This window comes from Enterococcus sp. M190262, from assembly GCF_005843965.1.
In the GTDB taxonomy this organism is placed as follows: domain Bacteria; phylum Bacillota; class Bacilli; order Lactobacillales; family Enterococcaceae; genus Enterococcus_D; species Enterococcus_D gallinarum.
The window spans coordinates 3278693-3304107 of sequence record NZ_CP040461.1 but is presented as its reverse complement, the minus strand read 5'-3'; the positions used below and the strand labels follow the sequence as shown (position 1 = coordinate 3304107).

The 25415-nt window shown below is 42.0% G+C and carries 19 protein-coding genes; 15 read left to right on the top strand and 4 right to left on the bottom strand.

From position 1 onward, the window contains the following. Nucleotides 1-2 precede the first annotated feature (2 nt). On the bottom strand, nucleotides 3-2180 hold the full coding sequence (locus FE005_RS15545) for a GH92 family glycosyl hydrolase (RefSeq protein WP_113849474.1): 2178 nt from the start codon (nucleotides 2178-2180) through the stop codon (nucleotides 3-5). An 18-nt stretch (nucleotides 2181-2198) separates the two neighbouring features. Next, entirely contained in the window at nucleotides 2199-3269 is a 1071-nt protein-coding gene (locus FE005_RS15540) for a substrate-binding domain-containing protein (RefSeq protein ID WP_103299463.1), read from the bottom strand. A gap of 155 nt (nucleotides 3270-3424) precedes the next feature. Between FE005_RS15540 and FE005_RS15535 the strand changes: the two genes are divergently transcribed. From FE005_RS15535 to FE005_RS17160, 15 genes are all read left to right on the top strand, one after another. Then, nucleotides 3425-4714: a glycoside hydrolase family 125 protein gene (locus tag FE005_RS15535; protein WP_081131491.1), complete on the top strand. Its 1290-nt coding sequence runs from the start codon at nucleotides 3425-3427 to the stop codon at nucleotides 4712-4714. A 32-nt stretch (nucleotides 4715-4746) separates the two neighbouring features. After that, nucleotides 4747-7431 (top strand): alpha-mannosidase, encoded by a 2685-nt coding sequence (locus FE005_RS15530; RefSeq protein ID WP_138372164.1) that lies wholly within the window; start codon nucleotides 4747-4749, stop codon nucleotides 7429-7431. A 5-nt stretch (nucleotides 7432-7436) separates the two neighbouring features. Then, a complete protein-coding gene (locus tag FE005_RS15525; protein ID WP_005470873.1) occupies nucleotides 7437-8294 on the top strand; it encodes an ROK family protein in 858 nt (285 codons plus the stop codon). 249 nt (nucleotides 8295-8543) lie between these two features. Then, entirely contained in the window at nucleotides 8544-9425 is an 882-nt protein-coding gene (locus FE005_RS15520; RefSeq protein ID WP_086269301.1) for a sugar ABC transporter permease, read from the top strand. A 13-nt stretch (nucleotides 9426-9438) separates the two neighbouring features. Further along, a complete protein-coding gene (locus FE005_RS15515) occupies nucleotides 9439-10359 on the top strand; it encodes a carbohydrate ABC transporter permease (protein WP_003125954.1) in 921 nt (306 codons plus the stop codon). A gap of 22 nt (nucleotides 10360-10381) precedes the next feature. Beyond that, nucleotides 10382-11854, top strand: a complete 1473-nt coding sequence (locus FE005_RS15510; protein WP_003125956.1) for an ABC transporter substrate-binding protein — start codon at nucleotides 10382-10384, stop codon at nucleotides 11852-11854. Nucleotides 11855-12060: 206 nt separating this feature from the next. After that, the gene (locus FE005_RS15505; RefSeq protein ID WP_003125957.1) at nucleotides 12061-12681 is read left to right on the top strand and encodes a YesL family protein; all 621 of its coding nucleotides are present in this window, start codon (nucleotides 12061-12063) and stop codon (nucleotides 12679-12681) included. Then, nucleotides 12674-14419: a sensor histidine kinase gene (locus tag FE005_RS15500; RefSeq protein ID WP_138372163.1), complete on the top strand. Its 1746-nt coding sequence runs from the start codon at nucleotides 12674-12676 to the stop codon at nucleotides 14417-14419. The genes FE005_RS15505 and FE005_RS15500 overlap by 8 nt, the downstream gene beginning before the upstream one ends. Next, nucleotides 14403-15893 (top strand): response regulator transcription factor, encoded by a 1491-nt coding sequence (locus FE005_RS15495; protein ID WP_060813966.1) that lies wholly within the window; start codon nucleotides 14403-14405, stop codon nucleotides 15891-15893. The genes FE005_RS15500 and FE005_RS15495 overlap by 17 nt, the downstream gene beginning before the upstream one ends. Nucleotides 15894-16000: 107 nt before the next feature. Then, nucleotides 16001-16585, top strand: coding sequence for a YitT family protein (locus FE005_RS15490; protein WP_003125961.1), 585 nt, complete (start codon nucleotides 16001-16003; stop codon nucleotides 16583-16585). A 368-nt stretch (nucleotides 16586-16953) separates the two neighbouring features. Continuing rightward, on the top strand, nucleotides 16954-18165 hold the full coding sequence (locus FE005_RS15485) for a sugar MFS transporter (RefSeq protein WP_029486566.1): 1212 nt from the start codon (nucleotides 16954-16956) through the stop codon (nucleotides 18163-18165). 113 nt (nucleotides 18166-18278) lie between these two features. Beyond that, a complete protein-coding gene (locus FE005_RS15480; RefSeq protein WP_138372162.1) occupies nucleotides 18279-19598 on the top strand; it encodes an APC family permease in 1320 nt (439 codons plus the stop codon). After that, on the top strand, nucleotides 19595-20560 hold the full coding sequence (locus FE005_RS15475; protein ID WP_096710677.1) for a D-2-hydroxyacid dehydrogenase: 966 nt from the start codon (nucleotides 19595-19597) through the stop codon (nucleotides 20558-20560). Before FE005_RS15480 ends, FE005_RS15475 begins: the two co-directional genes overlap by 4 nt. 340 nt (nucleotides 20561-20900) lie before the next feature. After that, nucleotides 20901-21623 (top strand): metal ABC transporter ATP-binding protein, encoded by a 723-nt coding sequence (locus FE005_RS15470; RefSeq protein ID WP_003125966.1) that lies wholly within the window; start codon nucleotides 20901-20903, stop codon nucleotides 21621-21623. 1 nt (nucleotide 21624) lies between these two features. After that, nucleotides 21625-23382 carry a metal ABC transporter solute-binding protein, Zn/Mn family gene (locus tag FE005_RS17160; RefSeq protein ID WP_081131482.1) on the top strand — a complete coding sequence of 586 codons (1758 nt, stop codon included), beginning with the start codon at nucleotides 21625-21627 and terminating at the stop codon, nucleotides 23380-23382. A gap of 66 nt (nucleotides 23383-23448) precedes the next feature. On the opposite strand, the gene FE005_RS15460 is transcribed toward FE005_RS17160, so the two are convergent. Both FE005_RS15460 and FE005_RS15455 read right to left on the bottom strand, forming a co-directional pair. After that, nucleotides 23449-24309, bottom strand: coding sequence for a metallophosphoesterase (locus tag FE005_RS15460; RefSeq protein WP_138372161.1), 861 nt, complete (start codon nucleotides 24307-24309; stop codon nucleotides 23449-23451). A 360-nt stretch (nucleotides 24310-24669) separates the two neighbouring features. Then, complete coding sequence (locus FE005_RS15455) at nucleotides 24670-25350, bottom strand: hypothetical protein (RefSeq protein ID WP_103299472.1); 681 nt, start codon at nucleotides 25348-25350, stop codon at nucleotides 24670-24672. Nucleotides 25351-25415: the final 65 nt, after the last annotated feature.

Genomic DNA, 25415 nt, shown 5'->3' with positions numbered 1-25415 from the left:
ACCTACCGATTTTCATTATGGTCTTCATTCGACTCTTGACTATGCGACAGACTATAAGGATAAGCTTCCGCTGACCAAGTCTTACTGCGGGGAACGATGCCTAGAGTATAGCGGATCGTCGAACCAGCGATCAGTTCATCATGAGTAAAGAACAACCGAGAGTGTTGTTTACCATTTAGAGTCACATTGTCGATAAATTGCTGCTGCGGCTGATTTGGCGTGCTGTGGATTTTAAGTTCTTTTCCATTCGACAAAAAGAGTGTCGCTTCGTCAAGCAAAGGCATCCCCAAAACGTATTCGCCGGTACCAGGAGTGACAGGATAGAAACCTAATGCGTTAAAAACATACCAACCGGACATGCTGCCATTGTCCTCATCTCCAGGATACCCTTTTGGAGAATCATCGAAACATTGGGTCAGCAATTGTTTAATCAATGGTTGTGCCATTTCTGGTTTGCCAATGTAACTAAAGAGATAAGGATAGTGGAAACTAGGCTGATTCGAGATAGCTAACTGACCAAAATCCAAAGCCGCCATTTCACTCATTTCATGAATCTCAAAACCGTAGCCCTCGGTAGTATAATGGGGAGCTTGATTGCACAAATCCACCAGTTTTTGTTCAAAGGATTGTTTGCCGCCATGAGCTGCGATCAGGCCAGCAAAATCATGGAACACAGCAAAGCTACTTTGCCACGCACTCCCTTCTGCATAATCACGACCCCAACGATAGGAATCAAAATCCGTCCGAAAATCACCGGCTTTGTCTTTTGCTCGCATAAAGCCTGTTTCTGAATCAAAGATCGCTAAATAGTTTTTTGCTTGCTGCTGATAGTAGCTTGCTTCAGGGTCAGCCAGAGAACTTGCCACTTGGGCAATGCAAAAATCACTGTAACAATAATCAAGGGTATGATTGACAGATTCATGGTACTCACTAGGAACATAGCCGTATTTCAAGTAATCGGCAGTTCCTTGCCGGCCATAATTTGGATTTGGACTCTGAATGGAGGCTGCTTTCTTCATAGCTGTTAAGAACTCTGGCATCAAGTCAGGTCGAATTCCTTTGACGCAGGCATCAGCGATCACAGCATCGATCAATGTACCTGGCATCAGCCCTCGCTCATCAGGTGATAACCATTTTGGCAAGAATCCGCTTTCTTTAAAGCTGTTCAAAAATCCTTCCAACATATCTTCTAGCTGCTCGACCGCAATCAGAGAAAAGAGTGGGTAGACTGTTTTGTAAGTATCCCAGAAACCATTGTTTGTATAAAGCGGTCCTGGTTTGATGGTCTTGGCAAGTGTATCGTAATGGATTTTTTGACCAGATTGATCTCGTTCATAAAAAGTCTGCGGGAATAAAAACAACCGATAAAAATTATGATAAAAAGTTGAAACTTGTTTTGGATCGTGGTGCTTGATATCTATTCGATTCAAGTAATTTTCCCATGATTGCTGCGCATTAGACAAGTAGTCAGCTGTTGTTTGATCCAACTCACGGCTGAGATTCAGAAAGGCTTGCTGAGAACTTAAAAAGGATGTCCCAAAACGGATCGTTTGCTGATTTTTTTCTTCAAAACGAATCACCACAAAGCCATTTTCTCCTGATAATTCCCCTTCAATCGCATGAACAGCTGTTTCAAAACGCAAGATGAAGTGAAAAGCAAAGTCATTGTCTTCACAGCCAGAGTAATTGATGACCTGTCCTTTGACGGTCTGTTCGTCGACTTGCTGCAGCTGATAGCGCCCAGGCAAAGAGATTCCTAAGCCAGGATCAGTCACTGCACCATCTAGAGCCAGAATGCCTCCGTACATGCTTGGGATCAATGTTGTAGTGAGTTGGTAGCGTTGGCTTTTCACTTGTAAACAAGCTGGATTGAAGACACTTTCTTCTGGACGATAGGAACTTTGGGCATGAAATAGTGTATTTTCTGATAACTTCCCATTAATAGGCAAAAAAGTAAGGTGACTAAAATCGCCCATCCAAGGGCTTGGCTGATGGGTCAGTCGAAATCCTTGAAACGTACGGTCTTCAGGATGGAACCACCAACTTCCACGTTGGTCGCTTGTTTGAGGGGCAAAATAGTTCATGCCAAACGGAACCCCTGTATAAGGGAGACAGTTGCCGTGAGAAAAGCTGTATTGATTATCTGTCCCATGCCTCGTATCGATCATTGTTACTTTCATTTTGTTTGCTCCTTTATGTCATTGTTTTTGGTCAATTGTTGAATCTCTGACAACTAAAGTGACTGCGACTTTCTGATTCGCTGTTGCAGACTCATCTTCTTTGGCGAGCGTAGATAAGTCGGCAGCAGTTGACTGAATCAACTGTACTAATTTTGTACCAGCCAAACGACCCAACTCGGCAAAATTTTGTTTTACAGTGCTGAGAGGTGGATCCACCAATGCAGCCGCTTGAATGTCATCGAAGCCGATCACAGCAAACTCTTTTGGAACCTGAACCCCAACTTGTTTCAATTGGCGCATCAATTCGATGGCGACAAGATCATTCTCGCAGACAGCCCCAGTCAACTGATTCTCTTGAATATAACTAACAGCTGATGACAAAAGTGCCTGAGGATCATCAAGTTTTGTTCGAAAAGACGACTGTTGCTTTTTTAATTGATCCACATAGCCTAGATAACGTTGGCGGACAGACTGTGGATGGTGACGTTCACCAAAAATATAGCCAATGCGTTGATGACCTTGTGCCAAAAGATGTTCAGTCGCTAACTGTCCTCCTTCAAAGTTGTCTGCCAAAACAGCTGGGAATGAGAACTCATGCAGTGCTTTATCAAGTGTGACGACAGGGAACCCTTGTGAAGCCAGTTCGAAAAGCAGATCATAATTTGAATTCGTGTTGTTAGCGTAGTAGATCATTCCGTCAAATTCTTCTGTCAACGCTTCGGCCGTGGTTTGCTCTAGATAATCAACAGGTGTCAGCATCAATTCGAATCCCTGTTCCTGCATGACTGGATAGATGCCTTCCGTAAAATTGCCAAGGGAAAGGTCATTCGCGAAGGGTAAAATAAACAGCACTTTCCCCTTTGATTGAGGTTGGATCGGTCTACGAACAAAACTGCCACTTCCTTGAATACGATAGATCAGCTGATTTTGTTCCAATTCAGTTAAGGCTCGCTTGGAGGTGATGCGACTCACTTGGTATTTCTCTGACAATTCCTTTTCAGTAGGGACACGGCTTTCCGGAGCTAACTCACCGCTTTGAATCTGCTCATACAATTCGTGATAAATTTTTTTGTATAATGGTTCTTTCATGAGTTGATCTCCTTTTTTTGATATATCATATTCACAGGATAGCATATTCGTTCAAAATTGAAAATAGAGTTTTGTCAAATTGCACTAGACAATGCTGAGAAACATCGTTATACTGAATTCGTAAAATGATATATCAAATTTAGGACGGTGACCAAATGGCTTATCAAGAAATACCAAATTCAGTTGCAAACTTTATGCAGGAAATAACCGAACGTTGCGGAAGTGAACATGCGGATTGGGCAAAAAACTTCAATGCTGCTTTTGCTAACACATTGTTGACAACGGTCAAACGCCATGAAGATGGCACAACATTTCTACTGACAGGGGACATTCCGGCGATGTGGTTGCGAGACTCAACCGCGCAGGTACGGCCTTATTTAGTAATTGCCAAGGAAGATGAAGAGCTGGCAGCGATGATCAGCGGATTAGTCAAGAAGCAATTTTTTTATATCAATATCGACCCTTATGCCAATGCCTTTAATGAAGCAGCAAATGGCGCCGGGCATCAAAGCGATTTGACAGAGATGAATGATTGGATCTGGGAACGAAAATATGAGATCGATTCTTTGTGTTATCCCATTCAATTGGCGTACCTGTTGTATAAGAATACTGGCAGAACAGATCAGTTTAATGACGATTTTGTGAGCGGTATCAAAAAAGCCCTTCATGTTTTTGCCACGGAACAAAATCATCAAGAATCTCCTTATCGCTTTGAGAGAGAAACATGGCGTAAAGAAGATACCTTGATCAATGACGGGAAAGGAGCGCCTGTCGTACCAACTGGTATGACCTGGTCGGGATTTCGTCCCAGTGACGATGCATGTGCTTATGGTTATCTGGTTCCTTCGAATATGTTTGCTGTAGTGGTTTTAGGCTACATTGTTGAGATTTTTAGTTCTATCTTGAATGAACCAGCGATTGTTACTCAAGCAAAACAGCTCCAATCAGAGATCCAAGCAGGGATCGATGCGTTTGGCAAAACCACCAATCAAGCGGGTCAAACGATCTATGCCTATGAAGTCGATGGTCAAGGCAATGCCACTGTGATGGATGATAGCAACGTACCGAATTTGATTGCCGCCCCTTATTTAGGTTACGGATCAGATCAAGATGAAACCTATTTAGCCACACGCAAAACGTTGCTCAGTTCCGAAAATCCTTACTTCTATGAAGGAAAATATGCGAAGGGGATCGGAAGCTCTCATACACCAGAAAACTATGTGTGGCCGATCGCGATGGCAATGGAAGGCATGACGACACCAGATAAGGCGGAGAAAGAACGAATCCTCAATCAATTAGTTGCAACCGATGCTGGCACCCATTTGATGCATGAAGGATTCGATGTGGATGATCCGACGAAATATACCCGGGAATGGTTCTCATGGGCCAATATGATGTTTTGTGAGCTTGTCATGGATTACTTTGATATTCGAGTAGAAAAATAAGCATCTCCGGCAAAAACGAGAGGAGTTAGACAATGAAAAAACAAATTTATATCGTATCTCATAGTCATTGGGATCGTGAGTGGTATATGCCTTATGAGCAACACCATATGCGCTTGATTGAATTGATGGATGACCTATTGGAATTGTTTGAGATAGATCCTGAGTTCCACAGTTTTCATTTAGATGGTCAGACCATTATCCTAGATGATTATTTGGAAGTTCGTCCGGAAAAGCGGGCAGCGGTCAAACGAGCAATCGATCAAGGAAAATTACAAATTGGTCCCTTTTATATTCTTCAAGATGACTTTTTGATTAGTTCAGAGTCCAATACCCGCAACATGTTGATTGGGATGGCTGAAAGCAAAAAATGGGGAACACCCGTCATGCTGGGCTATTTCCCCGATACATTCGGGAATATGGGCCAAACGCCGCAAATGATGAAGCAAGCCAACTTACACAGTGCAGCTTTTGGTCGAGGAGTTAAGCCAATCGGGTTTGATAACGAAGTTTTACCGGATGATCAGTTTACCTCCCAATACTCAGAAATGAATTGGCGAGGTCCAGATGGCAGTGAGATCTTTGGTCTACTTTTTGCCAACTGGTATTCCAATGGCAATGAGATTCCGGTTGATCGGGAAGAAGCACACCAGTTTTGGACTCAAAAATTGCAAGATGTTGAGAAATTTGGTTCGACAAATCATTACTTGATGATGAATGGGGTGGATCATCAGCCTGTCCAAAAAAATATCAGTGAAGCGATCCGCTTAGCGAATGAATTGTTCCCTGATTATGAATTCAAGCATGCTGGGTTCACAGAGTACCTTGCAGCAGTTCAAGCGGATTTGCCAGCAGACCTTGGGACCGTGAGCGGCGAATTGACAAGTCAAGAGACAGACGGCTGGTATACGCTAGCCAACACGGCCTCCTCGCGGGTTTATTTGAAACAATGGAATACGCGCGTCTCACGTCAATTGGAAAATGTGGCTGAACCATTAGCAACGATGGCGTATGAGGTAACGAAGAAGTATCCCCACGATGTGCTGGACCACGCTTGGAAGCTATTGATGCAAAATCATCCTCATGACAGTATTTGTGGCTGTTCGGTGGACGAAGTGCATCGGGAGATGATGCCGCGGTTTGAAAAAGCCAATGAAATCGGCAAATATGTCGCTGATGAAGCAGTAGCACAGTTGCTAAATGCCATCGATACTTCCGCTTTTCCAAAAGAAAGCCGACCATTTGTAGTTTTTAATACCTCAGGGACGACACGTTCGGGCATCGTTGAAGTGGAAGTAGAACTGAGCCGGAAAACATTCCGAGAAGGGCTTCCTAGCCGGTTATATCAAGAGTTGCAGCAACAGCCTAAAGGTTCTTACCAAATCATTGATTCTGAAGGAAAGATCTTACCGGCAAAAATCAGCGAAGAAGAAGTGCTTTTTGACTATGAATTACCGAAAGACGCTTTTCGGATTCCTTTTATGAAGCGTTTTGTCAATGTACAAGTCCAAGTGGATCAAATGCCGGAATTTTCATGGCAGACCTTTGCACTGATTGAGGCTGACAAGCCACAAGTAGCATCTACGACAGAAAAAATCGTTTCAGCAGATGGTCGTGTTTTAGAAAACGCGTTTGTCCAAGCAACGATCACTTCAAACGGCAGTCTGACCATCAAAGAAAAAGCAACCGGGAAAGAATTGACGGATTTATTGGTTTTTGAAGATGTTGGCGATATCGGCAATGAGTATATTTTCAAACAACCTGAAGGGGACCGCGCCATTTACTCAACAGCTTTTCCTCATCAAATTGAGGTCATCGCAAATTCTGCTCTTTATGGCGTCGTTAAAGTAACGCAGATGATGCAAATTCCAGTATCGGCTGATGAGCAATTACTTGAAGAACAAAAAGCAGTCGTCGATTTCCGTTTCCGTAAAGCACAAAGGGCGCAACAAACAGTGCCATTTACCTTGGAAACAGAAATTCGCTTGGACTGCAACAGTAAACGAATCAGTTTTAAAACGACAGTGAACAACCAAAGCAAAGACCACCGGTTACGGGCGCTTTTCCCTACGGGTATCCATACGGATCAACATGAAGCTGATAGTATCTATGAAGCAGTTAGAAGGCCGAATAAAGTCTCTAGTCATTGGCAAAATCCGACAAATCCGCAGCATCAACACGCATTTGTTAATTTACATGAGGAAGATTTCGGCGTCACAGTTTCCAATACTGGTTTGAATGAATACGAGATCGTAGAAGACAAAATTTGTTTGACATTGTTACGATGCACAGGAGAACTTGGCGATTGGGGCTATTTCCCAACACCAGAAGCGCAATGTATCGGTAAGCATACATTTGAGTACGGGATTGAGTTGCATGCTCAAGCCAACGAACGCTACGAAACCTATCGACAAGCACAAGCAGCTCAAGTGCCTTGGATCGCCCGGCAAACAGCCATCCACTCAGGTCTATTAGAAAAACAGTCACAATTCGTGGAAGCCAATGGCGCTACAGTGGCGATCACGGCTCTTAAACGTCGTCGCCAAGATGACTTGCTCGTTCTAAGAGGGTACAATCTTGCCGATACAGCAACACCTTTTGTCGCGAAGAAAGAAAAGACAGATCGTTGCCTGCTTAATTTGTTGGAAGAAGAACAGCCTCAATCAGTCGGAGAAACACTGGCTGCTTATGAAATTCGCACAATCGGTTTGAAGGAGTGAAAAAGATGTTTTATGGTGCAATTGAAGCCGGTGGAACAAAAATGAATTGTGCGGTCGCTGATGAACGTTCTATCATTGATGAGTGCTCACTACCTACGACGACACCAGAGGAAACGATGGCTGCTATTTTTGCTTTTTTTGATAAGTACACCTTAGCCACCATGGGGGTAGGATCATTTGGTCCGATTGGGATCGATCCTCAACAAGAAACGTATGGCAAAATCTTAGCAACACCCAAAAAAGGCTGGCAGCAGTTTGATTTTTTAGGGACTTTGAAAAAACGGTATCCCGCCACTCGTTTTGCCTGGACGACAGATGTCAATGCTGCGGCTTTTGGGGAACTGAAACAAGGTGCAGCACAAGGAATGCGCAGCTGCGTGTATCTAACTATTGGCACTGGTATTGGAGCTGGAATCGTAATCAATGAGGAAATCTTCCAAGGCGCAGGTCATCCGGAAGTTGGGCATACTTTTGTGAAACGGCATCCGCAGGACGATTATGTCGGCACCTGTCCCTATCACAAAGATTGTCTGGAAGGGTTAGCAGCTGGTCCCTCACTGGAAGCACGGACAGGTATCAAAGGACAACATTTGCCAAAAGATCATGAGATTTGGGATTTACAAGCCTTTTATATTGGGCAAGCACTTGTGAATATCACTTTGACAGTTGCCCCTGATCGAATTGTATTAGGAGGCGGAGTGATGAACCAACCGCATCTTTTGACGAAAATCCACGATCAGTTTACTGAGCAAATGGCTGGTTACATGGAAACACCGACAGTCACAGAATACATTGTTGCTTGGGGGCTGCCGAACAAAAGCGGCATTATTGGCAGTCTGTTATTAGGAAAAGAAGCCCAATAAAAAAAAGAAAAACAAGCAGCAATACGTGCTGCTTGTTTTTTTGTGAAGAAAAATCGTCTTTTGATCGATGGGGAAAATCATACAAAAGATAATAGAAAAGACAAAATCTTTAATTTGTTTCTTTTTACCTTTAGTTTGTTCCTTAATTATTCACAATGAAAGCGTTATTCTTATAGCAGAAGGAGTTGATCAAATGTGAAGAAAAAGGGATTTTGGAAAAATGTGTGGCAATTTAAAGCACTTATCTTAATGGCACTTCCCGGTGTCATTTGGTTCATCTTTTTTTTCTATATTCCAGTATTTGTCAATGTCGTTGCATTCAAAGATTTTCGTCTTTCACCAGACGGATTTTTTGCCAGTCTGCAACAGAGCCCGTGGGTCGGGTTTGATAATTTCAAATTTTTATTTGCATCAAATGATGCTTGGCTGATCACTAGAAATACATTGCTTTACAATATCGTGTTTCTAGCATTCAATCTATTTTTTGCCATCGCCTTTGCGATCGTGATGAGTGAATTGCGGAACAAGCGATTGGTCAAAGTGTATCATACCATGTCATTGCTGCCTTATTTTCTTTCATGGGTAGTTATTTCCTATTTTGTCTATGCCTTTTTGAGCCCTGACAAGGGAATTATCAATCAATGGATCACCAACATGGGTGGTGAAGGAATCAACTGGTATGCCGATCCAAAATGGTGGCCATTTATCTTTGTGTTCATGAACGTCTGGAAGAGCTTGGGCTACAACAGTATCATTTATTACGCATCGGTGATGGGTATCGATCAAACCTATTATGAAGCAGCGATGGTGGACGGGGCCAATAAATGGCAGCAAATCAAAAACGTGACACTGCCGCAATTATTGCCGATGATCTCTGTCTTATTGATTTTGAATATTGGCGGGATCTTCCGGGCCGACTTTGGTCTATTCTACCAAGTTCCTCGCAACTCAGGTGCATTGTATCAAGTTTCTTCCGTTTTAGATACCTACATCTATAACGGCTTGACGGCCACAGGTGACTTTGGCATGACTGCTGCCGCCGGACTTTATCAATCCGTAGTGGGTATGTGCTTGCTCTTAGCTGCCAACTTAGTGGTACGTAAATTAGAACCAGATTCAGCATTATTCTAAGGAGGATGGACGAATGAAAAAGAAAGTAGCAAAGGTCGAAGTCCGTTCCTTTAATCCAACGGTCAACCTGATTTTCAATATTGTTTTGGCGCTATTTGCCTTTTCTTGTGTCTTACCATTTTTATTTGTAATTGCAATTTCTCTGACGAGTGAAACCTCGCTAGCTGAGAATGGCTACCGCTTTTGGCCCGGTGAATTTTCTTTTGCTGCCTATAGCTATCTCTTTAGTGGCGCCATGAGCAGTAAGATTTTTCAAGCATTTGGGATCTCCGTCTTTATCACCGTCTTCGGGACAGTCATCAATGCAACGATGACTTCATTGTATGCCTATGTGATTTCTCGTTCCAATTTCCCATTTCGGCGATTCTTTACGCTCTTTGCATTGGTAACGATGCTTTTTGCCCCAGGAATGGTAGCCAATTACCTAGTAATGGTTAATTTGATTCAATTAAAAGATACGATTTGGGCATTGATTTTACCGATTGCATTAGGTCCTTTCAATATTTTAGTGATGCGGACTTTCTTCAAGAAGACTGTGCCAGACAGTATTATTGAGTCAGCTCGGATCGATGGTGCCAGCGAAATGAAGATTTTCATCTCGATCGTCTTACCATTAGCGGTTCCAGGAATCGCTACGATCAGTTTATTTGCGGCACTTGGTTACTGGAATGATTGGTTCAATGCATTGTTATACATTCAAAAGGATTCACTAGTGCCGTTACAAGCACTATTGATGCGGATTCAATCGAACTTGGATTATTTAGCTAAAAGTACCGGTATGGCTGCTCAAGTTCAAGGTGGATTGGCCGCATTGCCAAACGAGACTGCTCGGATGGCAATCGTTGTAGTAGCAACATTGCCAATTGCCATTACTTACCCATTTTTCCAACGATATTTCGTGGGTGGCTTGACAATTGGCGGTGTCAAAGAATAATAAGGATATAGGAGGAAAACAAATGAAATCGTGGAAAAAAACAATGTTTGCAGGATTCGCTTCAGCAATGCTGTTGAGCTTAGCTGCTTGCGGGTCAAACGGGGAGTCGTCGGATTCTGATTCTAATAGTGCGGACGGCGTAACGACTTTGTTGATGTATCAAGTCGGGGACAAACCAGAGAACTTTGATCAATTGATGGAGATCGCCAACAAACGGATCGAGGAAAAAATCAATGCACGGATCGACCTACAGTACATCGGCTGGGGCGATTGGGATCAAAAAATGAGTACGATCATTTCTTCTGGCGAGAACTATGATATCTCTTTTGCATCTAATTTTGTGGCAAATGCCCAAAAAGGAGCATATGCGGATCTGACCGACCTCGCACCAAAATATGCTAAGGAAGCTTATGATCAATTAGATGAAGCATATATCAAAGGCAACACCATCGATGGCAAGCTGTATGCCTTTCCTGTTAATGGAAACGTGTATGCGCAACAAGTATTGACATTCAACAAACAATATCTCGATAAATACGACATTGATATCAGCAATATCAATTCTTATGCTGATGCAGAAGATGCCTTGAAAAAATTCCATGAGAAGGAACCGAATATTGCCAGCTTCGCAATTGGTCAAACCTTCAACATTTCAGGAAACTATGACTATGTCATGGGGAAAGACTATCCATTTGCGGTCAAACTTGACGGAGACACTACAAAAATCATCAACCCATATGAAGATGACGAACAAATGGCAAACTTGAAATTGATGCACAAATGGTATAAAGAAGGATTGATCCCAACAGATGCCGCTACCAATACCACTGGCTATCCATTAGAAGGAAATACTTGGTTTATGCGTGAAGAAACCCAAGGACCAATGGATTACGGCGATACAATCTTGAACAATGCTGCCGGTCACGAATTGATTTCTCGTCCGCTTACCAAACAATTGAAATCAACAGGGCAAGCCCAAATGGCGAACTTTGTAGTGGCAAATGTTTCTAAAAACAAAGAAAAAGCTGTCGAATTCCTTGGTTTGTTAAACAGCGACCCTGAATTGTTGAATGGACTTGTCTGGGGTGTTGAAGGAGAAGCATGGGAAAAAGTGGAAGGGCAAGATAACAAAATCAAATTGTTGGATGGCTACAAACCAAACACTCACATGGCGGCATGGAATACTGGGAACAATATGATCTTGTATACGCAAGAATCGATCACTGATGAAATGATCAAAGAACGTGACGAAAACATTGCTAAAGCCGAAGAATCACCAATTCTAGGTTTCAACTTTAAAACAGATAGTGTGAAGACTGAAATCACCAACATCGCCAATGTGATGAATCGTTATAAAGCAAGTCTAGCAACAGGGACCATCGATCCAGAAGAAAATGTGCCAAAACTAGTGGAAGAATTGAAAACAGCTGGTTGGGACAAAGTTCGTGATGAAATGCAAAAACAATTCGACGAATACCGTGAATCTGGAAAATAATTAGTTAAAATAAGCGGAGCAACTGCGCGTAGGAGCAGATGAGGAGTAGCCGATGAATGATTTCGTCACTCCTCATTTGTTGTACATAATAGAATAAGATAGAATAAGCGGCGATAAGCGACAGAAAAAGTAAAGACTCGCATTTTGAGAAGTGACAAAAAAACGCTATAATAAAACGGGCAAATACCAAGAGGGGATGAGGAAGAATGAAAGAGACAACAAGTGGAGGATTAGTGAAGGCTTTTCGTCTGATTTGGGCGGTCATTAAACTGAATCTTTTCTTCGTATTGTTTACAATGATGGGCGCAGTTTTGTTTGGGGTTGGTCCGGCATTTCAAACCATCAGTGATTTGATCGAAGAAGAGGGGTTATCTTACGAGGACCAAACGTTTAGGAAGGCCTTTCGCTGTTGGAAGCAAAACTTTTGGCGAGCCAACGCCCGTTTTTATTTATTTTTCGGTTTGTTGGCGATCGCAGCGTATAATTTGTATCTCTCCAGTCAGATCCAAGGACTACTGTGGCTGATGATCGACTTTTTGCTAGTAGTAGTAAGTGGTCTCTTGGTTTTACTGTATTTGTATAGTTTATTGTTTGAATCAATTTATGAAACCTCTTTATTGAATACGATCAAACTGGCATTTGTCAGTTTATTTCTAAATTTTGGCACCTTCGCTAAAGTCATTTTTGGTCTCGTAGGTATTTTGGTGTTTACTTGGAGCATGAAAGGATTGTTTTTATTTGGTACCTTCAGTTTGATCTTATTATGGGTCCATTCCGCTTCCCGGAAAGACCGTGCATTGATCGATGGAAAACTGCAATATGAATAAACGAATCTTAGCCCTTTTCAAGCGTGACTTCCTGATCAATCAATTGATGCAACTTTATAGTGCCTTGTTGATTCTGATTTCGATTTTGATCATGTTAGGGTTGAGTGTCTATACGGGTGTGGATCGGTTTCGGATGAGTAATCGACTCGTCGATGCAACAAGCACGTATTTAGATACGTATATCCAAGAGCGTAATACGATTGTTTCTGAAGTATTAGGAGAATTCACCAGTTCGGATGCCACCTTTGAATCATTGCGCAACTATTTACAGTTATCGATCGCCGATTATTTTTCCTATAGTAATGATATGTTTCGACAATCAGGACAAAATATTTATCTGCCAAATATCCTTTACCGTTTGATCAGCAGTCATCCTGACATTGAAGAAATCATCGTTCAATTGGATGAAAGCAAAGATTATTTAGTTGCTACACCAGACAGACCTTACGGAGAGAAACTGCGGGGCGACCAGATCCAATTGAAAAATCGCCTATATTTTGCGCGGTCGATCGCACAACCGAGTAATTTTGCGCAACCAATGGGACAAGTGTTTGTGGTATTTAATGAAGAAAACGTATTAGCTAATCGTAGTGATGAAAATAGAGAACACGGTATCAAAAGTTTCATATACACAAGCAGTGGACAGCGTCTCTATAAAGATGCACCGAATCTGAATCAGGCGATGATCGACAAAATCGATCAAGCAATGGCCAATAATCAAAAAGAGATCGTGCCGAAATTGTCCCATGATTTTTACATAAAAAAACAAGGGAATATCAACGGAGAAATCACGCTGGTTTTACTAGATAAGCAAGTGATTTGGCGGGATGTCCTAAATTATACATTGTTGATTTTTGGTTGCGGTACGCTGATTCTTTTTGTGCTGCTATTGATTTTGCATCGTACGTTCAAGCGTTACACCCAGCAGGTCAAACAGATCGTTCAAGCAACCCAAAAAGTCAGTCACGGAGATTTTAATGAGCGTATTGATACCACGGGGGTTCAACAAGAATTAAAAACAATCGCCGAGGCGATCAATCAAATGACAGGCAGTATCAATGACTACATTGAGGACATCTATACCCTGGAAATCAAGCAGCGGGATGCGGATATGCGGGCATTGCAGGCTCAGATCAATCCTCATTTCTTATACAATACACTCGAATACATTCGGATGTACGCATTGAGCCGCCAGCAGGAAGAATTAGCGGATGTCGTATACGCTTTTTCGGCACTTTTGCGCAACAATACGACACAGGAAAAGATCAAAACATTGGCAGAAGAAGTGACGTTTTGTGAGAAATACGTTTACTTGTATCAAATGAGGTATCCGGATAAAATCGCCTATCACGTAACTATCGAAGAAGACCTGAAACATCTGCTCTTGCCTAAGTTCACTTTGCAACCTTTAGTAGAAAATTATTTTGTGCATGGAATCGACTATCAGCGAAATGATAATGCCATCAGTATCAAAGCCTTCCGACAAAATGGCAAGATTCTTTTGCAAGTACGGGACAACGGAAAAGGAGCAGATCCAGAGCAATTAGCGATGATCCGCCAAGAGCTTGCAGATGACCGAGTCGTCGTACAAACATCCATAGGCATGAAAAATGTTCATGAACGATTAAGGGGGATGTTTGGCGATCATTATCAGATGGAAGTTGAATCTGAAAAAAATCACGGATTCAAGATTTCCATTGCGATCGATGAGGAGATGTTGAATGATGAGTTTATATAAAGCCATGTTTGTGGACGATGAGTACATGATTCTAGAAGGCCTAAAGATGATCATTCCTTGGCAAGAATTAGGCTTTGAAGTCGTTCACACAGCTAAAAGCGCTTCTGAAGCGTTGGAATATTTAGAAACACAAGCCATTGATCTACTGATCACTGATATTCGCATGCCGGAAATGAATGGGATTGATATGATCGCTAAAGCACAGGCAAAAGGCAATACCTTTTTTTCCATCATCTTATCTGGTTACCAAGAATTTGCATTTGTGAAGCAAGGCATGCAGTTAGGAGTCCGAAATTATCTCGTTAAGCCAGTCAACAAGGTCGAACTCTATGAAAGTGTGCAGGCAATTGCGGAGGAACTGGCACATCAGCAACGAATCGATGAACAAAATGACTTGTATCGAGAATCCAGCTTGTTGCTTTGGCTGAATGATGAATTAAATGAAAGTGAGTACCACTTATTATTGGAACAGTCCACACAACCCATCCATCCGCCTTATACGATTCTACAGCTGACAGGGACACCTGAAATCTTAGAAAATGGGTTTCGTTTTTTTGTCGAAAAAGAACAGCCATTGCTACTGCCAGGACGATTGGGAGAGAATCAGTTGCTGATCGTTTTTTATGGTGAACGTCAACGTCTCTGGTGTCTGCTCAAAGAACTGTCAGCGATTCTAGCAGGGGATTGGCAATTGGTGGTCAGTGAAACGATCAATGAATGGGAAAACTTATACAAAGGGTATGAGAAAATCAAGCAAGTCCAATCACTGCAGACCTTTTACCCGGATTTGCTGCTTAATGAACAAATCATTCAAGTCGATATCTTAGACCGCAACGAAGCGCTACCTTTTCTCTCTTTCAATAAAGCATTGACGATCGGGGATACAAAAACCGTTCAAGATGAATTAGACAAAATCTTTTCAAGTCTCGAGGGGATGCAGGCTGACCCTGAGCATGTCCGTTACGTAGCCTTTCTATTATTCAATGATATTTACCGCCAGTTCCCTGCTTTGACTAGAGAAAATTATGATCGGATCATCACTCGGATTCGAGCATCGAATACGATCCAGGTACTGCGGCAACTCTTCAACGAGATTTTGCAGTTGGCCAAAGACCAGCCTCAGCAAAAGCGTTATTCTGAGATTGTTCAAAAAGCGGTTGGCATGATTGAAGAGCACTATACGCAAGAGCTGACGGTTAAATCGGCTGCCGAAGCTCTGCATGTTAGTGTAGTCTATCTGGGGCAAGTGTTCAAAAAAGAAACGGAATTAAGCTTTAATCAATACGTCAATTTTATTCGGATCAAAAAAGCTCAGCAGCTTCTGCTGCATACGGGACAAACAATTAATGAGATTGCCGATGCGATCGGATACAATAATACGAATTATTTTTCAAAGATGTTCAAGAAATTGAATGGTCTGACGCCAAAAGAATTTCGAGAGAAGTATGAGCAAAGTTACGAATCACTGGATTGACCGCTTGAAGGGTTTTTTAGACAGATAAAAGAAATAGTAGTAATCTCTGAAACGGCAAGGTACACTAAGAGAGTCTAGAAAACTAAATTGGAAAAGAGAGTGATGTCGTGAAAAAAATTTGGCAAATCTTGTTAGGTACGTGTTTGATTGCGTTAGCAATTTCATTGCTGATCACTGCCCATCAGGGGTATGATACGATCAGTACATTTTTGCTGGGAATCTTGAATTATGTGTCTGTTCCGTTTTGGATCGCCAGTCTATGTTTTAATCTGGTCGTCTTATTGATCGTAGCTATTTTCGATCGCCAGGAGCTTGGAATCGGCAGTTATATCAATGGGATCGGTCTTGGTTTGCTGATTGGGATTTTTGAGCCGGTTATGGATAAGATTTTTGTTCATTTGCCATTCTATTCTTGGTTGGCGATTTTCATCGCCCCCATCTTGTTCGGCGTTGGGGCAGGGATCTATGTCTCTTCAAATCAAGGATCAGCAGCATTAGAAGCACTAACTGCGCTGATTTATAAACGTACAAAGCTGACCCAAAAGACGATCCGGATCGGCTTGGATGCAGCGATGGTCTTGATTGGCTTTGGTTTGGGTGCCAATGTCGGTATCGGTACATTGCTCTGTATCATCTTTATTGGACCAATTTTTGAAGCCACAGTCAAAATGCTGGCAGCACATTCCAACTAATCTGCTGTCTCGGAAAAGCGCAAGTATAATCCTTTTCGGACAACTTATTCAAAATAAAAGAACTGTTGGACAGAATTAGTACAACGACCAAGGATCTTCAGCCAGTAGAGATCTTCAATCGTTGTGTTTCAAAAAAAACGATATTTCCAGATTGCTGAAATCGGCAGGGGAGATTCGTTTTTTTTTTTATGATACTAGCACTTATCACCACTAGCTTTATTGAGATCTGACTTGCAATACCAGTAGGGAGCATTTTTCAACTGATAATACACCAAAAAAGAGAACATACTCTAGCAATTTGAATAGCATTTTCCATGGCGATTGTGAAAGTTCTCTTGCTATACTAAACAAATCTGGAGGAGGTAAAAATGAAAAATTATCAACGAACGATCATTGCTTGCTTTGCTGGGTATATTGTTCAAGCAATCATCAATAACTTTGCACCTTTATTATTTTTGACATTTCAAACACAGTATCAGATTCCGCTAAGTCAAATCACGCTTTTGGTTACATTTAATTTTCTAACGCAGCTGGGTGTGGACTTTGCAGCGATCTTTTTTGTCGATCGGATTGGTTATCGTATCTCGATTGTCGCGGCGCATTTTTTTGCGGCTGTAGGATTGATTGGGTTGGCTGTTTTTCCACTTATCTTTCCGACCCCTTTTACCGGTTTATTGACGGCAGTCTTCCTCTATGCAATTGGTGGCGGACTTCTGGAAGTATTAGTGAGCCCAATCGTCGAAGCTTGTCCAACCCCGAATAAAGAAAAAACCATGAGTATGCTGCATTCGTTTTATTGTTGGGGATATGTTGGGGTCGTCTTAGTCTCAACACTCTTTTTCTTTGTCTTCGGTATTGCTCGTTGGCCATTTCTTACATTGATCTGGGCTATTTTGCCGCTGGTCAATTTGGTTGTTTTTACTCAAGTTCCATTAGCACCAATCGTAGCAGAAGGCGAAGTAGGACTGAAGAATCGTGAACTGTTCTCATTGAAAAGCTTTTGGCTGTTTCTAGTCATGATGGTCTGTGCCGGGGCAAGTGAACAATCAGTTAGTCAATGGGCATCCACTTTTGCAGAGCAAGGACTTGGTGTGTCCAAAACGGTCGGTGATCTTGCGGGTCCAATGTTGTTTGCGATCATGATGGGACTTGCTCGTCTGTATTATGGGAAATTTGGCGAACGTATCGATCTACGGAAATTTATGTTTGCAAGCTTATTGCTATGCTTGGTGGCGTATTTGCTGATCGGGTTATCAAGTGTCCCAATTCTAGGCTTTATCGGTTGTGGATTGAGTGGATTTGCTGTCGGTATATTGTGGCCGGGAATTTTTAGTTTAACGACAAAATACATTCGTAATGGAGGTACAGCAATGTTTGCTTACCTAGCCTTAGCGGGTGATTTAGGTTGTTCATTGGGACCTTCATTGGTCGGTTTGTTGGCAGAAGGCAGCGACAAAGGTTTGCAGCAAGGAATTTTGGGAGCGGGGATCTTTCCTTTGATCTTGTTGCTTGCAGTTTTCTTAGTGAAACGAATGCACCAAAGGCGTACACAAGTTTTGGTTTCAACAGTAAATAAATAAAAGGGATAGCTGTTGAAAAGCAGCTGTTTTTTTGTGGTCCAAACGAATCACTCTAGCCAACAAAGCATCTATCCGCTATACTTTGATTTAGTCAAAAAAAGGAGCGTGAGTATTTGAAGAGTCAACTAAAGAAAGAAATCACTTTTTTCGGAGCACTTTCGACAGTCATGGGAACTGTGATTGGAGCCGGGGTGTTCTTTAAAGCGGCTGCAGTGGTCCAACATACGCAATCCTCTGGCTTAACATTGCTTGTGTGGTTGATTGCGGGCTGTTTGACGATCTGTGGCGGACTAACGGTAGCGGAGCTAGCAACAGCAATACCAGAAACTGGTGGTCCTATTCGCTACATTGAACGAATTTACGGGAAATTGCCTTCTTTCTTGCTAGGATGGGCTCAAAGCATTATTTATTTCCCTGCCAATATAGCAGCGTTGAGTATTATTTTTGCCACTCAGTGTTTGAATCTGTTTCATTTGCCCGCAAGTTATCTCTTGCCGCTATCGTTGATCACCGGTACCAGTGTTAGTTTGATCAATCTATTAGGGACAAAAACCGCCGCAGGCGTACAGTCATTTACATTATCAATCAAATTGATTCCCATCGCATTGATCGTTTTAGTGGGATTGATGACACCAGGACGAGTGTCAGTCTCGGTAATCAATTTTTCTAAAACAAGTGATGGTTCGATCATCGCAGGAATCAGCAGTGCATTACTAGCGACTCTCTTCGCTTATGATGGCTGGTTAGGTGTTGGAAATATTGCTGGTGAAATGAAGCGGCCGGAAAAGGATCTTCCGAAAGCGATTATCTTTGGATTAAGTTTTGTAACCTTGGTTTATCTCCTGATCAATCTTGTTTTCTTGAAAACATTGCCCTTAGAACAGATTGCTGGAAACTTAAATAGTGCTTCAGAAACCGCATTGCAGTTATTTGGTGATTTTGGGGGCAAACTAGTGACGATTGGTATTTTGATTTCAGTTTATGGCGCACTCAATGGGTATACGATGACCGGATTGCGGGTGCCTTATGCCATGGCACTCGAGAATGAAGTTCCATTCAGTTCGACCTTTGTTAAATTAACAAATAAAACCAAGGCTCCTTATGCGGCGGTTTTTTTCCAATTAGCAATTGCGTGTTTAATGATGTTGTTGGGTAGTTTTGATCTCTTAACGGATATGTTGATTTTTGTGATGTGGTTTTTTAGTGTGTTATTGTTTGTAGGTGTGATCTTGTTAAGAAAAAAAGCACCTGAGCTCAATCGTCCATACAAGGTTCCGTTGTACCCGATCACACCGATCATTGCTCTTTTAGGGGGCGGATTCATTTTAATAATGACGATACTTACGGCCCCTGTGCTTGCATTGATCGGTATTTTGATCACCTGTTTAGGGATTCCAGTCTTTTATTTCCAACAGAGAGGAGCAAAAAAATGAAAATTGTTGTTTTAGACGGCTATGCGTTGAATCCAGGAGATTTAGATTGGCAGCCATTAGCTGGATTAGGGGAAATCACGATTTATGATCGCACTTCCTATACAGATACGAAGGAGATCATTGAGCGAATCGGCAAAGCAACGGCTGTTTTTACGAACAAAACGCCCCTTACAAAGGAAATACTACAAGCATGCCCTAACATCGATTATATCGGCGTGTTGGCAACTGGCTACAATGTTGTGGATTTACAAGCTGCAGCATCTCAAGGGATTACCGTCACAAATATTCCCAGCTATAGTACGAATTCAGTAGCGCAAGCTACATTTGCTTTATTACTTGAGGTAACGAATCAAGTAGGGCGGCACAACCAATCCGTCCATCAAGGAGATTGGCAAAACAGTCCCGATTTCTCTTATTGGCAAACGCCACTGACTGAAATTGCCAACAAGACGATCGGTTTGATCGGCTATGGTGCGATTGCTCAGGCAGTCGCTGAAATTGCTCATGCGTTTCAAATGAAGGTCATCTATTACAATCATCGACCAAAAACGCCGCAGGCTGAATGGGCAGAACAAGTTTCGTTGGAGAGACTCTTTCAACAAGCAGATGTGATCAGTCTCCATGTACCGCAATTTCCCGATACTGAAAGGATGATTGACGCCCGTGCATTGTCTCAAATGAAAAAGGATGTTATCTTGATCAACACTGCTCGCGGTGGATTACTAGATGAACAAGCGGTAGCAGAAGCGTTGTCAGCTGGACAAGTTGCTGCTCTGGCAGCTGATGTTGTTTCGAAAGAACCAATCACGGCTGACAATCCATTGTTGCATGCGCCTAACTGCTATTTGACGCCGCATATTGCGTGGGCACCATTAGAGACCCGGCAACGATTGCTAGCTATCGCTGTCTCAAATTATAAGCATTTCTTAGAGAATCAACCAGTCAACGTAGTATCTGAGTAGTGACGAGTATATTGCCGACAATTGGTACTCCAGGTTGATTCTTCATCACAAATTTTGAAAAAAACAGCGAATGCTGATTAGAAAGTTTTCTTTTAAAAAGTTTCCCTCAAAGGAGTGGAAACTTTTTTTGTTTGGTCACACTAAAAGTAACGGCGAATGAATAAAACGATCTGCTAGGGGCAAGGAAGTTGAAGGGACACTTTATTTTTTCTTATTGGATTTTATTTGTGTAAAAAATCCCTTGCATTCAACAGGAGAATCGGTATAATTGGAAATAAGTTAGGCATACCTAAAAAATAAATAAACGATACTTTAACATAGATGTAAAGGAGCGCAAACTATGATCACATTTTCAAAAATTTCCGCCAGCTATGATGGGAAAAATCAAGCTGTCTCTGGAGTATCTTTCTGTGTTGATAAGCCGGCCATTGTAGGGATCATCGGACCGAATGGTGCGGGAAAATCTACCTTCATCAAAGCTGCACTGCAGCTGATCCCTTCTGAAGGACATGTCACATCGAATGGAATGGCACTCAATAAGTTCCAAAAAAAGATAGCCTACGTGGAACAAAAGACTGCAGTCGATTATACATTTCCGATTACAGTAAAAGAAGTGGTGTCATTAGGACTCTATCCGCAGCTTTCTCTGTTTCAACGAATAACGGCCAAAGATTGGCAGAAAGTCGCCGCTGCATTGGAGTCTGTCCAAATGGCTGACTTTGCTGAACGGCAGATCGGCGAACTATCTGGCGGTCAGTTCCAAAGAGTATTGATCGCTCGCACATTACTGCAAGAAGCGGAATTCATTTTTTTAGATGAACCATTTGTAGGAATCGATGCGATGAGTGAAGCAATTATTGTAGGACTTCTGCGTGAATTTCGCCAACAAGGAAAGACAATTTTTATTGTTCATCATGATTTAGGCAAAGTGACTGAATACTTCGATGAACTAGTGATGATGAATCAGCATTTAATCGCATATGGTCCGACGACGACTGTTTTTACTGAAACAAATTTGAAAGAAACATTCGGCGATACGATCATCGTGAAAGGAGGGGCTTAAGATGATTAGTCAGTTTATTGATGGATTAGTTCATTACCATTTTCTGCAAAATGCCTTGATCACCGCCGTAGCGATCGGTGTTGTTGCAGGGGTGATTGGTTGTTTTATTATTTTGCGGGGAATGTCATTGATGGGAGATGCCATTTCTCACGCCGTACTTCCCGGAGTAGCATTATCCTATATTTTAGGGGTGAACTTTTTTGTCGGAGCAATTTTCTTTGGTGTTCTTGCATCGATCATTATCACCTATATTTCTAACAATAGTTTGATCAAAAGTGATACGGCGATCGGGATCACCTTCAGCTCCTTTTTAGCTTTGGGAGTTATCTTGATTGGCGTAGCTAACAGTTCTACGGATTTGTTTCATATCTTATTCGGAAATGTGCTCGCAGTCCAAGAGGGGGATAAATGGGTCACGATTGCGATTGCTTTACTGGTCATTGCACTGATTATGATCTTCTTTCGGCCATTGCTGATCACTTCTTTTGATCCGATGATGGCAAAAGCTTTTGGAATGAATGTACAGGTATATCATTACTTGTTGATGCTGCTTTTGACATTAGTTTCCGTTACTGCGATGCAAAGTGTCGGTACGATCTTGATTGTAGCTTTGCTGGTTACGCCAGCAGCAACTGCTTATTTATTTACAAAACGCCTTAGCCATATGATGGTGATTGCAGGGATTCTAGGCGGTGCTTCTTCTGTGATTGGGTTATTTATCGGTTATTCCTTTAATATTGCAGCCGGATCAAGCATTGTCCTCACTGCAGCTGTTTTGTTTGTCTTAGGATTTCTCTTTTCACCAAAACAACAAACGAGTCCTGCCAAACGCTGGCTGACCACGGCAATGGTTTCTGCTGCCGCTGTTGCAGGAGGATTCTTGATTTATCAGCAAGCAGAGCAGGCGGCAACCGTTGATGACAAATTAAATGTTGTAGTGACCAATTCGATTTTAGCAGATATGACCAAAAACATCGCCGGGGACAAAATCAATCTCCACAGCATCGTTCCTGTAGGGCGTGACCCTCATGAATATGAACCACTGTCAGAAGATGTCCAAAAAGCCACTGATGCAGACATTCTATTTTATAATGGCTTGAATTTAGAGACGGGCGGCAACGGCTGGTTTACTAAATTAATGAACAACGCCAACAAAAAAGCGGGTGAAGATTATTTTGCCGTCAGTGATGGCGTGGAAGTCCTGTATCTATCGGATGATGCTGATCATACAAAGGCAGATCCTCATGCATGGCTTAATTTGGAAAATGGGATGATCTATGCGCGAAATATCGCCCAACAATTGAGTAAGAAAGATCCTGCAAATCAGGGGGTCTATCAAGAAAACTTGGAACACTATCTGCAGCAGCTTTCCGAATTAGACCAACAAGCGAAAGATAATTTTGCTTCAATTCCTGAAGAAAAGAAATTGATCGTGACAAGTGAAGGCGCCTTTAAGTACTTTTCGAAGGCCTATGGTGTGCCATCCGCTTATATCTGGGAAATCAACACCGAAGAAGAAGGAACGCCTGCTCAGATCAAGAATTTAGTCGACCAATTGCAAGCATCGGCAGTTCCTTCATTGTTTGTCGAGAGTAGCGTTAATACTCGCCCAATGCAAAGCGTGTCTCGGGATTCTGGTATTCCGATCTACGGCACTGTCTTTACAGACTCCATCGCTGAACCTGGACAAGATGGCGATAGTTATTATGCGATGATGAAGTGGAATTTGGAGACGATCTATAACGGATTACGCCAATAACGAAAACAAGCTCTTAAGTATCCTAACTATCCAAACGAAGATAGGAGGATCACTTAAGAGCTTGTTTTAGGCTACAGCATGTTTTTCGGCGGGCACGAGATGATAGTATGTGATTTCTGGCGGCACAGCAAAGCGCGCTGGAATCGCCGTGGTCCCCACACCATTGGACACACTTAGAAGTGTGTTCGCGGCCAAAAGATAGAGACCATCTGTGTATTTGAGGGCGCCTTTCGTTTTCACACGATAAAAGGGCACACGAATCTGGCCTCCATGGCTGTGACCGGATAGAACGAGATCATAGTCACGAATGTTGTCTACTCGAGAGACATAGTCAGGTTCATGGATCAAGAGAATCTGCCATTCTGCTAAGGTTGGCTCGTAATGGTAGTGGGCACTTTTGCTTGCACTATCGATCCCTACGATATTCATCGAGGTTTTCTCATCAGAGCCAAATACAGATTCATTGTCCAACAAGGTGAAATTGGCGTTTTCATACACTTCATTCACAAAATATTGCCCATCATTCAAATGATCATGATTTCCTAACACAGCGATTTTCCCCATTGGCGCATTCAATTTCTTTAACTTTTCAATGAGGCGGCTGGTTGAACGGTGAGGCCACTTACGGTAATTGTCGATCAAGTCACCCGTGATGATGATCAAATCAGGTTTGTTTAAGATCGTGGAACGGATGATGCGATTGATGCGTTGCGGTTTGAACCAACGAGAAAAGTGTAGATCACTGATATGTGCGACTACTACATTCTGTTCATTTTGATAAAGATCATAGGCTTTGGAAATATCAAGGACCGTTTGCTTTTCTTTTTTGATCAAATAATGCCGCTGTTTTAATCGGCGCGGCTCAATAATAAAGGCGTAAAAAAGCAAGCCCACAAGGAAGGAAAAGATAAAAATGAAGGTCAGCATAGCGGGTCTCCTTTTTTGTTTAGCTAACTAATAGCATAGTAGATTCACCCCAAAAAAGCAATCAAACAAAAGACATTCAGTAAAAAATTTTTTCCTTTTTTTTATTGATTTTCAAAAAATAAAAAAACAAAATCACTTTTTCCATTGTTTTTGTTTAACGATGAAAATATCCAGCTTAGATAACAAGAGCAGCAGTCAAGCACATCTTAAATAATAGGCGAAGGGCTCCTGCATTGCAGAAGCCCTTTGTAGGAAGTCTAAGTGTTCATGTCCGCGTCCTTTTCCACTAGGCATGCATCTTAAATGTTGGCAAATCAGTTTCAATGTCAGCGTGGAATCAAGATTTAGGTTCCGCAAAAATCATTTGTTTCGCAGCCGTTGTAATCGGCGTCCTTTCTTTGAAGGAATCAATGCAGTCAAACAATCATAAGGAGTGGTGATCAGTCGCCAAGCAACTGCTTTACTAGAGGCAAACTCATAATTTCGCTTGAACAAAAGATGCCCGCTGATCAAGGCAAAAATAACCGCTGCAATCATGATCCATTGATCATCGAATGTTGTAAAATGATGAATCGCTGTGATCAAGAAAGGGTAGCTGTAAAAGTACACGGCTGTAAAAATAAAGGTCAAGTTTCTTGTCAACTGTCTGAGAGTGAGCAGAAAGAAAAGCGCTGAAAGCAACAAACCAAGAGGAGGAAAGAGTGTCACTAGAAACGAATAGACAACTCCCCAGAGAATCATTCCAGGACCTTTGACTAGTGCTGCAATGACAAAAACAAATAAAAGAAATAAGAGCTGTTGGGTAAATGTGGCTACAGTCACTAAACTAAATAGAATCAGTAAGAACCAGTGAGAAAATGTCGCTGTTTGATCTTTGGCAATCGGCTTTTGCTGCAATTTAAGCCAGTTAGCAAAACTTGGGAAATCTTTTTGGAAGTTTTGTTGAAAATTCCCGTTAAATTGTTGATGAGCATTTTGCTGACGATAATAGTGATAGCGTTGCCGTAAAGTACATTTTGTAAATGGTTTTGATTTTTCCATCTTTTCACCTCCGAATCTGATGGATCATAGGTTTATTATAATCGACTGGCTTTTTTTCTCCCTCC

Bases quoted from the DNA above. Each gene is read 5' to 3' on its own strand.
- FE005_RS15545 (WP_113849474.1), bottom strand. From the start codon at position 2,180: ATGAAAGTAACAATGATCGATACGAGGCATGGGACAGATAATCAATAC.
- FE005_RS15540 (WP_103299463.1), bottom strand. From the start codon at position 3,269: ATGAAAGAACCATTATACAAAAAAATTTATCACGAATTGTATGAGCAG.
- FE005_RS15535 (WP_081131491.1), top strand. From the start codon at position 3,425: ATGGCTTATCAAGAAATACCAAATTCAGTTGCAAACTTTATGCAGGAA.
- FE005_RS15530 (WP_138372164.1), top strand. From the start codon at position 4,747: ATGAAAAAACAAATTTATATCGTATCTCATAGTCATTGGGATCGTGAG.
- FE005_RS15525 (WP_005470873.1), top strand. From the start codon at position 7,437: ATGTTTTATGGTGCAATTGAAGCCGGTGGAACAAAAATGAATTGTGCG.
- FE005_RS15520 (WP_086269301.1), top strand. From the start codon at position 8,544: ATGGCACTTCCCGGTGTCATTTGGTTCATCTTTTTTTTCTATATTCCA.
- FE005_RS15515 (WP_003125954.1), top strand. From the start codon at position 9,439: ATGAAAAAGAAAGTAGCAAAGGTCGAAGTCCGTTCCTTTAATCCAACG.
- FE005_RS15510 (WP_003125956.1), top strand. From the start codon at position 10,382: ATGAAATCGTGGAAAAAAACAATGTTTGCAGGATTCGCTTCAGCAATG.
- FE005_RS15505 (WP_003125957.1), top strand. From the start codon at position 12,061: ATGAAAGAGACAACAAGTGGAGGATTAGTGAAGGCTTTTCGTCTGATT.
- FE005_RS15500 (WP_138372163.1), top strand. From the start codon at position 12,674: ATGAATAAACGAATCTTAGCCCTTTTCAAGCGTGACTTCCTGATCAAT.
- FE005_RS15495 (WP_060813966.1), top strand. From the start codon at position 14,403: ATGATGAGTTTATATAAAGCCATGTTTGTGGACGATGAGTACATGATT.
- FE005_RS15485 (WP_029486566.1), top strand. From the start codon at position 16,954: ATGAAAAATTATCAACGAACGATCATTGCTTGCTTTGCTGGGTATATT.
- FE005_RS15475 (WP_096710677.1), top strand. From the start codon at position 19,595: ATGAAAATTGTTGTTTTAGACGGCTATGCGTTGAATCCAGGAGATTTA.
- FE005_RS15470 (WP_003125966.1), top strand. From the start codon at position 20,901: ATGATCACATTTTCAAAAATTTCCGCCAGCTATGATGGGAAAAATCAA.
- FE005_RS17160 (WP_081131482.1), top strand. From the start codon at position 21,625: ATGATTAGTCAGTTTATTGATGGATTAGTTCATTACCATTTTCTGCAA.
- FE005_RS15460 (WP_138372161.1), bottom strand. From the start codon at position 24,309: ATGCTGACCTTCATTTTTATCTTTTCCTTCCTTGTGGGCTTGCTTTTT.
- FE005_RS15455 (WP_103299472.1), bottom strand. From the start codon at position 25,350: ATGGAAAAATCAAAACCATTTACAAAATGTACTTTACGGCAACGCTAT.